Raw genomic sequence first — 11,299 nt, 5'->3', positions numbered from 1 at the left:
GCGGCCGTGCTCGACCCGCGCGACGTGCAGGGCCTGGCGGTGGCGCGGTTCCCGGTCGACGCCCCCGACGCCGTCGAGTTCTCGTGGGGCGGGACCCTGGACGGAGCCGATCCCGTCGACGAGGACACGCCCTTCGAGACCGCGTCGGTGTTCAAGACCATCACCGCGATGACCCTGGCCGACATGGTGGAGAACGGGGAGACGTCGCTCGACCGCACCCTGGCCGAGGTGTTCCCGGACGCGGAGTTCGCCGATCCGGACGTCGCCGGGGCCACGCTGGAGGACCTGGCCACCCACCACTCCGGCCTGCCGACCGCCCCCGACGGCACGACTCTGCGCTCCCGGATCCTGCCCGCGCTCAACCTCACCGACCCCTACGCCGCCGCCGAGCCCCCGGTGGATGCGCTGGCGACCACCACCGCCGACCGGCCCGGCGAGTTCCAGTACTCCAACCTCGGCTTCTCCGTGCTCGGCGCGGCGCTGGCCGCCGAGAGCGGCACGCCCTACCCCGAACTGGTCGCCGAGCGGGTCCTGGAGCCGCTGGGCATGGACGACACGGTCATCGTCGAGGGGGTCCCCGAGGGTGGGGCGGCGCCCAACGTCGTTCCCGGGGCGCGGACCGAACCGTGGGACAACACCGCCTACGCTCCCGCCGGGATCACCACGTGGAGCACCGCGGCCGACCTGGCCCGGTTCCTCACCGCGGTCGCCGACGGCACCGCCCCCGGCACGGGCGCTCTGGACACCGTCCGCGAGGACGTCGCCTTCCCCGGCGTGCCCGCGGACCACCCGAGCGGACTCGACGGCTTCGACCTGGGTCTGGCCTGGATGACCTCCGACTGGCCGGACGTCGGCCGGGTGACCTCGCACAGCGGCGGTACGCTCGGCACAGCCACGATGGTGGCCTTCGACGACACCCACGGGGTGGTCGTCATGGCCAACTCGATGGCCGTCGACTCCCTGGGCCTGAGCCGCGAACTCCTGAAGGACGACCCCGAGCCGCTGACCGGAGGCCTTCCGGTCTGGCTCACGACCGTTCCCACTGTGATGATGACGGTGATCCCACCCGTGCTCCTGCTCTCGCTCCTCCTGCGCCGCCGTACCCTCCTCACCCAGCGCCCCCTCGACCGCCTGCGCGTCGTGTCGCTGTCCCTGGGGTCCCTGTCCTGGCTCGCCGCCGGACAGCGCGCCGGGGACTGGACCTCGACCCCCATGCTGCTGTGGGCCCTGGCCGCGGGCGTGGTGGCGGCGGCCGTGACGGTCGGGGTGTGGTTCCTGCGCGGAGCGCCCACGGAGAACGGGCGCTGGCGGTGGCTGCACGTGCCGGTGTTCGTCCTGTCGGTGGTCTTCTCGCTCACCCTCGGTTCTCTCATGCTCTGGGGACTGGTGGCCGCCTACGCGTGACCAGCGCCGTCGCGGGCCTGCCGTCCGGGCCGCGACGGTCTCCGTTCGGTATCCGTGGCCCGAGTGTTTCCTGTTCTGGGCGGGACACGCGATAAGTTTGTGTCGTCCCTTTTCATCATTCGCCCTGGGTCCCCGCTCTCCGGGCTCGCACACCGCAGGAGTTCCCTGTGTCCCCCAACCCCGGCCCCGGCGTGCTCAGCGCACGCCTGTTCACCAGCGCGGCCCTCGTGGCCGGATTCGTTCTCGGCGGTGCCGCCGCCGCGTCGGCCGACCCCGGCAACGGTGGCGGAAACGGCGCCCCCGGCGACAACGGCACAGTGAAGATCCACGACCCCGAGCGTCCCGAGGAGGACCGCCGCAACGTCCCCAAGGTCTGCGGCTTCTACATCACGGCCTTCAACTTCGACGCCGGTCAGGAGGTCGACTGGGAGATCGTCACCCAGGGCGGCTCGCCGGACTCCCGCGAGACCGTGCTGGAGGACACCCTCGTCCTGGACGAGGAGGGTGAGGGCAGCACCGAACTCCTGGACCTCCCGGACGGCCACTACCGCCTGAACTGGACCTTCGAGGGCGAGAACGGCGAGGGCAAGCACAAGGTCTTCAAGGTGACCTGTGACGAGGAGCCCACCGAGGAGCCGACCGACGACCCCTCGGACGAGCCGACCGAGGAGCCCACCGAGGAGCCCACCGAGGAGCCGACTCCCGAGCCGAGCGAGGAGCCCAGCGAGGAGCCGAGCCCGACCGACGACCCCTCGGACGAGCCGACCGACCCCGGCAGCACGCCGACGCCGGAGCCGACCCCCGAGCCGACCGAGGGTGACGACGCCCCGGCCCCGGACGAGGACTCCCCGAGCCTCCCCGTGACCGGATCGGCGCTCGCCGGCCTGGTCGCGGTCGGCGCCGTGGCCGTCGTGGGCGGCGGAGCGGCCGTCTACCTCAGCCGTCGGGGCAAGGGCTCCACCGAGGGCTAGCGTTCCGCTCGGTCAGAGCCTGGGGGCGGTGCCGCGGGCACCGCCCCTTCCGCTTGCCCGGGGTGGTTTTCCCAGGGGGCGTGGTTCAGGCCGCGCGCAGCGCCGCGCACACGTCCAACAGCCGCCGCCGCAGCACGGCGCCGCGCTCGGCGAACCCCCGCTGGGCCGCCATGTACTCGGCCTTGCCCTCGGCGGTCTCGATCCGTACCGGCTCGTACCCCCACGCGACCAGGTCGTAGGGGGAGGCGCGCATGTCCAGGACCCGGATGTCCCTCGACAGCTCGAAGCAGTCCACGACCAGCTCCGAGGGGACGGCCGGAGTGAGCTTGTAGGCCCACTTGTACAGGTCCATGTTGGCGTGCAGGCAGCCCGGCTGGTCGAGGTCGACCTGGGCCTCGCGGGTCGGCCGCAGGGTGTTGAGCGGCCGGGCGGGCCCGGTGAAGAACCGGAAGGCGTCGAAGTGGGAGCACTGGATCCGGTGCGACTCCACGACCCGGTCGGTGCCCTCGTGGCCGAGCCGCAGCGGCACCTGTCCGTGGCGCACCTCGTCCGTCCGGTAGACCATCGCCCACTCGTGCAGCCCGAAGCAGCCCAGGTGGGCGGGGCGGTCGGCGACCGCCGACAGCAGGCGCTCGACGAAGCCCACCACCCGGCGGGCGGTGCGGAAGGCGTCGGCGTCCAGACCGACGGCCCCGTCGGGGAGTGCGGTGTAGAACCGTTCGTCGAGGCGGGCGCGGGCGCCCTCGCCGAGCAGGACGGTGCCCACACCCGGGTGCCAGCGCCGCAGCTGGGAGGGCTTGAGGTTGTAGTAGGTGAACAGGAAGTCCTCCACCGGGTGGCGCTCGCCCTCCCGGCGGCGCCGCAGGTGGTCGGCGACGAGTGCGTCCACGCGTCGTTCGTGCCCTCGGGCGCGCTCGCGCCACTCCGGTTCGGCGAGGGCGGTCACCGCCCCGGTCGTCGTTCCCATCACGGCCCCCAGGGTACGCGGGGCCGCGGGTGCCGCGCCGTGGGCGTCCGTTGAGGGTGGTGGAGGGTGACGAAGAGGGAGGAACTGCGCCGGAGGCGTCCGTTGAGGGTGGTGGAGGGTGACGGGTGGGCTCAGTTCGACTGCTGCACCGGCAGGTGGCGGCCCAGGTAGCCCACGTAGACGCGGTTGGTGGTGCCCGGCCCCAGGTGGGGGTAGAAGTACAGCCTCGGGCAGATCCCGTACTCCGTGTCGAGCTTGATGTGGGCGTACATGGGCACCCGCCCACCCGGGTCCACCTCCGTGGGGACCCGGAAGAGACGTTTGTCGTTGAGTTTGCCCCGGTTGCGTACGTAGTCCGACTCCTGCGACGCCAGCCGCTTGACCGGGATCACCTGGTAGCCGTCCGGGGTCTCACGCAGGTAGGAGTGGAAGCCCAGCCCGCTGCCGGGGTTGTCGAACTGGTAGCGGGCGTAGTCGTTCAGGGCCAGCAGCGCCTCCCAGGCCCGGGTGACCCACAGCCCCTCCTTGCGGCTGTCGGAGAGCTCGTACACCGTGTCGTGGTCCTCGATGGTGAAGAACAGGTGTGGCAGGGCGGAGCCGTCGGTGATCTGTTCCAGGAGTTCACCCACGCACGTGGGGGGCGGACGCCGGGTGTCGCGCGGTGCGGGGGCGGCGGCCAGCCGGTAGAGCCCCTCCTCACGGGCCCGGGCGCGCAGCCACCGGGTCTCGTGGCGGGCGGCGCGGAGCTGCTCACGGGCGGTGTCGAGCTCGTCGGTCAGGTCGGCCGTCTCGGCGAGCAGCTCCTGGCGTTCGTCGGCGAGCTCGCTGATCCGCGCGCTGAGCCGTTTGACCTCGTCGCGCAGCCGCTGGGTCAACTGCTCCTGCGCCTCCCGCTCCTGGGCGGCCGCGAGTTCGGCCGAGGCGACCGGAGCCGGGGCCGCCTGGTGGGCCGGAGCGGGCACGGACGGGCGAGCACCGGCCCGGGAACGCAGGTCCGCCGTCTCCTCCGTGAGGAGCGCGTCGATGGCCCGCAGCGGTGCGGGCAGCTTCGTGTTGACCGCGTTGTCCCGCACTCTGCGGGAGAGCGCCGCGCCCACCCAGTTGCGGACGCGGTCGCCGTCGCGGGCGGTGTCCAGCGTCGCCGGGCTCATCCGGGGATGGCGGGTCGGGTCGTCGGCGTCCGTCGGATCGACTCCCGGTAAGAAGGTGCGCACCCCGCCCGCGGGGATGTCCAGCTCCTCCGGCAACAGGCCGCCGACGCGGTCGAGCGCGGCGGCGTCCAGCACGTATCCGGCGCACATCCCGGTGCACCGGTTCAGGGCACCGGCCATGGCGGTGCGCCAGGCGGCCACGGTGACGTCGCGGGGGACGCCCGTCGCCACGATCGCCATCCGGCGGTCCGGGTCCCTGATCGCCGACACCAGGGCCTCCACCAGGGCGTCGTCGCGGCCGCGCACGATGCTCGGCGTCGACGGCATGGGCCAACGGCCGTCGTGGGCGTCGACCTCCTCCAGGAGCATGCGCGCGGCCTCGGGCGGCATGACGTCCGGCCGCGGTTGGTCCGACGGCGGGTCGGCGCGGTCGAGGGGCTCCACGCTCATGTCGATCCACACGTGGTGGCGGGGGGAGAGCTCGGGATCCACCACGGCCGTCGCCACGGTGCGCCACACGCCGTCGGGTTTCTCGGACTCCGTGGTCAGACGGAGGAACACGAGTCCCTCGTCGGGATTGTCGTGCCGGACCACGAGCGCCCGTGAGCGGTTGCTCAGTTCGAAACGGCCGGAGACGGAGAAGTCCACGCGCGCGCCCGAGTTCCCTCTCTTGCTCAGCCACCGGGACAGGACCGTCGAAGTGAGGGTGACCAGGTCACCGTCGGCTTCCGGGACCGAGACGAGCGTGCGGTAGACAAGTGGCAATGAGCGCTCCCGGGCTTCCCGTCGGCTGCGGTGGACCCGAGGGCCGGCCCGAACCCGCGGGCGGAGCCCTCACCAACCACTGTGAACGAAGGCGCCCGCCGACGCCAGTCGGGCGGCCAAGGATCCCTTCTCAGTCTGACCAGCTTAGGGCGTGTCCGGCGGACGCGTGCCCCGATGCGCTGGGGGCGGCGGCCACGGAACGCACCCCGGACCTTTCGGGTGGTGTTACCCGATGACCGGCATTCCCAAGCGATACCCGTCGTAGGTGGTGTGAAAAGAGGTGTCCCTGTGTGGCGGGCGCGTCCGTGTGTCGTCACCACACAGTAGGTTCGCGGCCATGAGTTCTGGACTGATGGCCTACAGCGTCGACCTCGGCGCGCTCCCCGACGACTACACCAGGGCCCACTGCGACGCGTACGGCTCCTTCCTCGACAACCGCCCCTTCTACCCCGTGAAGTACTGGTGGTTCGCCGAGGTGGACCAGGCGCTCAAGGAGCTGGGTGTCACCGCCGTGCGCATGGACTCCCTGTGGACGGGTGGCGGGGCCGGTGAGGAGTGGTTCGCCGGGCAGGTGCGCGAGGCCGCGGAACAGGCGGCCGGAATCTCCGCCGAACGGGTGAACGCGCTGGAGGACTACTCCATGCGGGAGTCCGTGCACGCCGTCCTCGAGTGGATCCGGTACGCGGCGGCACGGGGCCACGGGATCGTGGGCTTCTACCACTGAGTGCCCGCCACCGCGGACGGCGACCGGCGCGTGTGCGGAGAGGACCCGACCGGATGCGCCAGTGTGGCCAAGTCCAAGGGGTTGGTTGGCAACGGTGGACAAGGCGGGGGCGTGCGGTGCGGGCTAGCGTTCCTGGCATGTCTACGCGTCCGTTCTGGCTGGCCGGCACCGCCGCGACCGGCGACACCGAGATCACCGTCGTCAACCCCTACACGGGTCGACCCGCGGGCACCGTCGCCGTGCCCACCGTTTCCCAGATCGAGGAGGCCGTGGCCGCCGCGCACGCGGTCGCCGGCGAGGCCGCCGCCCTGCCCGCGCACGTGCGCGCCGACGCCCTGGCGCACGTGTCCCGCAGGCTGGGGGAGCGCGCCGAGGAGATCGCCCAGACGATCACCGCCGAGAGCGGCAAGCCGATCAAGTGGGCGCGCGGCGAGGTCGGGCGCGCCGTGTCCGTCTTCCGTCTGGCCGCCGAGGAGGCCCGCCGGGACAGCGGCGAGCTCCAGCGCCTGGACACCGATCCCGGCGGAACGGGCCGCATGGCGCTCATCCGCCGCGTCCCCAAGGGCCCCGTCCTGGGCATCTCCCCGTTCAACTTCCCGCTCAACCTGGTCGCGCACAAGATCGCCCCGGCCCTGGCCGTCGGCGCCCCGATCATCCTCAAGCCCGCCCCGGCCACGCCGATGACGGCACTCATCCTCGGTGAGATCATCGCCGAGACCGACCTGCCCGGCGGCGTCCTGTCCGTGCTGCCCATGCCCAACGAGCGCGCCGCGTCGCTGATCACCGACGAGCGCCTCCCGGTCATCTCCTTCACCGGCGGCCAGTTCGGCTGGGAGCTCCAGCGCCGGGCCCCGCACAAGCACGTCACCCTGGAGCTCGGCGGCAACGCCGCCGCCGTCGTCCTGGCCGACGCCGACCTGGACTGGGCCGCCCAGCGCGTCGCCCTGTTCGGCAACAACCAGGCGGGCCAGGTCTGCATCGGCGTCCAGCGCGTGATCGTCGAGGACTCGGTCCACGACGCGTTCGTCGCGAAGCTGGTCGACCAGGTGGAGGCGCTCGGTGTGGGCGACCCCGCCGACCCGGCCACCGAGGTCGGCCCGCTGGTCGACGAGGCCGCCGCCGAGCGGGTCGAGGCCTGGGTCGAGGAGGCCGCGGCGGCGGGCGCCAAGATCCTCACCGGCGGTACCCGCGACGGTGTCACCGTGGCGCCGACGGTCATCGCCGACGCTCCGGCCGACGCCAAGGTCGTCCGTGAGGAGGTCTTCGGCCCCGTCCTGGTGGTCCAGCGCGTGACCGACACCGACGCCGCGTTCTCCGCCGTCAACGACAGCGATTTCGGACTCCAGGCGGGCGTCTTCACCCGCGACCTGCCCACCGCCTTCCGCGCCCACCGGGAGCTGGAGGTCGGCGGTGTGGTCATCGGCGACGTCCCGACCTTCCGTGCCGACCAGATGCCCTACGGCGGCATCCGCAAGTCCGGTGTCGGCAAGGAGGGCGTGCGCTCGGCGATGGAGGACCTCACCTACGAGCGCGTCCTCGTGCTCACCGGCATCGACGTGTGACACACCCCGGACGGACGCGCGGCCCCGCCGTTGAGCGGGGCCGCGCGCGTTTCACGTGCGAGGGTCAGAGACGTTCGGCCCCGTCGTAGAGCCGACGCGCCTCCTCACCCAGGCGCGGGCCGTACTGGGTGCCGCGGTCGTCGGCGTACTTGAAGCTGACGACGGACGAGACCGTGCCCCGGCCGGTGCGCGGGTCGAACCCGGTGAACCACGGGCCGCCGCTGGAGCCCTGGGTCATCCGGCACCGCACTCCGTTGGCGGTGGTGCCCCCCGTGTCGGGCGAGGTCTTGCCCGAGCAGTAGTGCAGCAGCCGCCCGTCGAAGGGTGAGGCCGCCGGGTAGCCGAACGTGTACACCTGCCTGCCCTCGCGCGCGCGGTCCTCGGCCCAGGCCGAGAACGAGATCCGCTGCGCCCCGACCCGGTCCTGTACGGCATCGCCGGAGTGGGTGTTGAGCACGACCATGGCGACGTCGTAGCTGTCGTCGGCCTCGCGCGACCAGCGGGGCGAAACCAGCATGTCGCGGGCGGTGTAGCGGCCGTACGGGCTCTCCCCGTCCCGGTACCCGGGCACGAAGGTCCAGTTGCGCGCCCAGGAGCCGGTCCCGTCCTTGGCGCAGTGCCCGGCGGTGACCACGGTGCTCCGGTTCTCCGCCTCGATGACCGACGCCGAGCACGTGAAGTCGCGGCCGTTCATGGTCAGGTACACCTTGCCGGTCGTCCGGGTCACCAGACCGCCGGCGCCCCAGACCTCGCCGCTGCTGTCGGTGCGGGGGGCCGCCTGGTGCTCGGCGTCGGACCCGGCGGAGTCCTCCGGCCCGGCGATCCCGAGCGTCTCCCCGACCAGGCCGGTGATCGGCCGTGCGGCGGCCATCCGCTCGTTCGTCCAGTAGTCGAGCACGGCCCTGCGCTGGGCGTCGGTCACGGCGGCGCTCTGGTGGGACACACCGTCCATGCGCGAGAGCGCGATCCGCTCCCGCCCCCGCTCCGTCTCCGACGGCTGCGACATGTGGACGGCCTGGGTGACGGCGGAGGCCGGACCGGACGGAAGGTCGAGGAGGGCGATTCCCCCGAGGGTGAGCGCCACTGCGGCGACGGGGGCGAGGATCCTGTGTGCGGTGGGCGAGGTCATGGACTGATCTTCGCACACTTTCAGTAACTCAGTGACTACTTTGTGTTTGTGTCTCGCGTTCGCTGGGAAGAGAGACTGTCCGCCCGTCGCCCCGGCGCGTGCCCGAGGCGCCGTCCTCCGGGGGGCGCCCGGCCGACCACGGCGGGAGTGGTGGTCGACCGGACGGGTCATCGGGCGAACGAGCGGGCCGTCAGGAGAGCGGGATGGTGATCTGGGACGGGGCGCCCTCGGGAGAGGTCACCTCGACCCGGTTGAAGTACGGGCTCTCACTCGTGTAGCGCGGGTCCGCGCTGTCCACGACCACGGCCAGCCGGTGGCCCGCCGGGACGTCCCACACGACCGGCTGGAGCTCGGCGGTCACCGTCACCGGCTCGTCGGCGGAGCCCCGCAGGGTGTAGGGGGCGTGGGAGACCAGCGCACCCGTGCCGTAGGCGTTGATGTCGTACAGGTACACGAACACCGACTGGTCCTCGGCGGTGGGCTCCAGGGTGAGCGTCACCTCCGGAGCGCCGGCCACGCGGGCGCCGTCCGGGTAGGTGGGACTCGTCCACACGGCCGAGCGGTAGCGGTCCACGGTCGGGAGCAGGACGCCGGTGGGCACGTCGAAGAACTGCTGGAGGGCCCCGGACAGCAGCACCGTCCCGCTCGTCGCGGTGGTGCCGATCCCGGTGCGGAAGTCGTAGTCCCACCCCGTCGACGGCTCCGGCTCCATGGCGCCCCGGCTCTGCCAGCGGAACCAGCCGGTGCTCGGCCGGTCCAGGTAGTACCGGTCCGTCGCGCCGGTCACCGACGGCCAGTCGGCGTGCGTGGTCCACCCGCCGCGGCCGTTGTTCGGCTTGACGTGGACCGGGTCCTCGTCCGCGATCCCGTTGGCCTCGCCCTTGAGGTGGTGGTCGAACCAGTCGCCCACCGACTCCCAGATCTCGTTCGGCAGGCCCGCCGCGCCGAAGGCCTCGGCGGTGGCGTGGTCGCCCGGGGTGAGCATGAGTCGCTTGGGGCCCTCGAGCCGCTCGTAGAAGTCCGTGATCTGCCCGGGCGGGAAGAAGCCGTCGTTCCAGGCGTTGGCCATCATGATCGCGGTGCCGTTGGCGTTGATCTGGTCGACCTTGGTGGCCACCGAGCGGTCGGGCGCCATCTCCAGCGCGGGCCCCACGTCCCCGTCCCGGTAGCCGTCCTCCACCTCGCGCATGACCTCGCCGGGGCGGCCGGTGAGATTGCCGAGCGCGAGCAGCACCTCCACGGACTGCATGTCGATGGTCTCGTTCGGGTACAGCGACGGCACCAGGTCGGTCCAGCCGCTCATCGCGGCCACGGCGCGCACGCGGTCGTCCTCGGCGGCCGTCAGCATGCTGATGCCGCCGCCGTAGGAGATCCCGGCCATGCCGATCCGCTCGGGGTCGGCGTCGGTGTTCTCCAGGGCCCAGTCGATGACGGCGCTGGCGTCGGCCCGGTCCTCCGGGCCGGCGATCTGGACCTCGCCCCCGGAGTCCCAGAAGCCGCGTGAGGTGTAGGAGACCACCTGGTACCCCGACTCGTAGGCGAGCCGGTAGGCGGCGCCCACGTAGATGAGGTTGTTCGTTCCCCAGGCCGAGGGCATGACCAGCAACGGGTGCGGTCCCTCGACCCCGGTCGGGGTGATCACCTTGGCGCCGAGTTCGGTGCCGTCGTGGCTGACGATGGTCTCGTAGCTCACGGTGGCCCCGACCGAGGCGGCGGCGGGCGCGGCGGGCAGGAGCGCGACGGCGAGTACCGCCGCCAGGGCGCAGGACAGCAGCCGGGTGAGCGCGCGCGGGACGCGGGGGGTCGCGCGCCCACCGCGAGGAACGGGTGCGGGCGTGTCTGTGTGACGCATGAGGGGGAACCTCGGGATGTCGGGGGAGGGGGATCGGGAGGTTCCCGATGGGTCGCGCCATCGCCATCGGGGGGTGCGGCCGTCCGGTCCGGCCGGAGTGTGACGGGGGACATGGAGTACTGTGAGGTAACTTACTAACGAGTAAGGTAAGCCACCGCCACTCCCTTGTAAAGCCCCCGAAATCCCACCGAAGCACGTGCCGGTCCACGCGGTGCGGAACAATGAGGACGTGCGACAACAACAGCAGCGAACCGTAGTGGTCCTCGGCTCGACCGGCTCGATCGGGACCCAGGCCGTCGACATCGTCCAGCGCAACCCCGACCGCTTCCGGGTGGTGGGTCTGGCCGCGGGCGGCGGCCGGATCGACCTGCTCGCGAAGCAGGCCGCCGACCTCGGCGCCCGGCTGGTGGCCGTCGCCGACACCGACCGGGCCCCCGAGCTCACGCGCGCCCTCGCCGAACACGGCGCCACCGCCACCGTCCTGGCCGGACCCGAGGGGGTCGCCGAACTGGCGGGCGCCGAGTGCGACGTCGTCCTCAACGGCATCACCGGCGCGCTCGGCCTGGAGTCGACACTGGCCGCTCTGCGCGCCGGGCGCACCCTCGCCCTGGCCAACAAGGAGTCCCTCATCATCGGCGGGCCGTTGGTCCGCGAGGCGGCCGCGCCCGGTCAGATCATCCCGGTCGACTCCGAGCACTACGCCATCGCACAGTGCTTCCCCCACGTGCCCGAGGGGGAGCTGACCAGCCTCGCGCAGGGGCACGTCCACGCCCG

At 72.4% G+C, this 11,299-nt stretch carries 8 protein-coding genes and 1 pseudogene; 5 read left to right on the top strand and 4 right to left on the bottom strand.

The features are described from left to right. Together D471_RS0115705 and D471_RS0115700 are read left to right on the top strand one after the other, a co-directional pair. Window positions 1-1,404: serine hydrolase domain-containing protein (locus D471_RS0115705; RefSeq protein ID WP_017599502.1), on the top strand; the 1,404-nt coding region annotated here is incomplete at its 5' end. A 167-nt stretch (window positions 1,405-1,571) separates the two neighbouring features. Then, window positions 1,572-2,375 (top strand): hypothetical protein, encoded by an 804-nt coding sequence (locus D471_RS0115700; RefSeq protein WP_017599501.1) that lies wholly within the window; start codon window positions 1,572-1,574, stop codon window positions 2,373-2,375. Window positions 2,376-2,460: 85 nt separating this feature from the next. Here the strand turns inward: D471_RS0115700 and D471_RS0115695 are convergent, their stop codons facing one another. Next, window positions 2,461-3,342 (bottom strand): hypothetical protein, encoded by an 882-nt coding sequence (locus D471_RS0115695; protein ID WP_051059189.1) that lies wholly within the window; start codon window positions 3,340-3,342, stop codon window positions 2,461-2,463. A gap of 131 nt (window positions 3,343-3,473) precedes the next feature. Continuing rightward, on the bottom strand, window positions 3,474-5,258 hold the full coding sequence (locus D471_RS0115690; protein WP_017599499.1) for a hypothetical protein: 1,785 nt from the start codon (window positions 5,256-5,258) through the stop codon (window positions 3,474-3,476). A gap of 337 nt (window positions 5,259-5,595) precedes the next feature. On the opposite strand from D471_RS0115690, the gene D471_RS0115685 reads away from it, so the two are divergent. Then, the gene (locus D471_RS0115685) at window positions 5,596-5,982 is read left to right on the top strand and encodes a DUF7691 family protein (RefSeq protein WP_241479632.1); all 387 of its coding nucleotides are present in this window, start codon (window positions 5,596-5,598) and stop codon (window positions 5,980-5,982) included. A gap of 137 nt (window positions 5,983-6,119) precedes the next feature. After that, a complete protein-coding gene (locus D471_RS0115680) occupies window positions 6,120-7,544 on the top strand; it encodes an aldehyde dehydrogenase family protein (protein WP_017599497.1) in 1,425 nt (474 codons plus the stop codon). Window positions 7,545-7,608: 64 nt separating this feature from the next. Here the strand turns inward: D471_RS0115680 and D471_RS0115675 are convergent, their stop codons facing one another. Continuing rightward, complete coding sequence (locus D471_RS0115675; RefSeq protein ID WP_017599496.1) at window positions 7,609-8,673, bottom strand: trypsin-like serine peptidase; 1,065 nt, start codon at window positions 8,671-8,673, stop codon at window positions 7,609-7,611. A gap of 190 nt (window positions 8,674-8,863) precedes the next feature. Further along, window positions 8,864-10,525: a CocE/NonD family hydrolase gene (locus D471_RS0115670; protein WP_017599495.1), complete on the bottom strand. Its 1,662-nt coding sequence runs from the start codon at window positions 10,523-10,525 to the stop codon at window positions 8,864-8,866. A gap of 256 nt (window positions 10,526-10,781) precedes the next feature. On the opposite strand from D471_RS0115670, the pseudogene D471_RS0115665 reads away from it, so the two are divergent. Further along, window positions 10,782-11,299: pseudogene (locus tag D471_RS0115665) on the top strand (1-deoxy-D-xylulose-5-phosphate reductoisomerase); the annotation flags it as partial.

This window comes from Nocardiopsis lucentensis DSM 44048, assembly GCF_000341125.1.
Classification (GTDB): Bacteria; Actinomycetota; Actinomycetes; order Streptosporangiales; family Streptosporangiaceae; genus Nocardiopsis; species Nocardiopsis lucentensis.
The sequence above is the reverse complement of the archived record's forward strand: the minus strand, read 5'-3'. Positions and strand labels throughout refer to the sequence as shown.

Bases quoted from the DNA above. Each gene is read 5' to 3' on its own strand.
- D471_RS0115695 (WP_051059189.1), bottom strand. From the start codon at position 3,342: ATGGGAACGACGACCGGGGCGGTGACCGCCCTCGCCGAACCGGAGTGG.
- D471_RS0115675 (WP_017599496.1), bottom strand. From the start codon at position 8,673: ATGACCTCGCCCACCGCACACAGGATCCTCGCCCCCGTCGCCGCAGTG.
- D471_RS0115670 (WP_017599495.1), bottom strand. From the start codon at position 10,525: ATGCGTCACACAGACACGCCCGCACCCGTTCCTCGCGGTGGGCGCGCG.
- D471_RS0115680 (WP_017599497.1), top strand. From the start codon at position 6,120: ATGTCTACGCGTCCGTTCTGGCTGGCCGGCACCGCCGCGACCGGCGAC.
- D471_RS0115685 (WP_241479632.1), top strand. From the start codon at position 5,596: ATGAGTTCTGGACTGATGGCCTACAGCGTCGACCTCGGCGCGCTCCCC.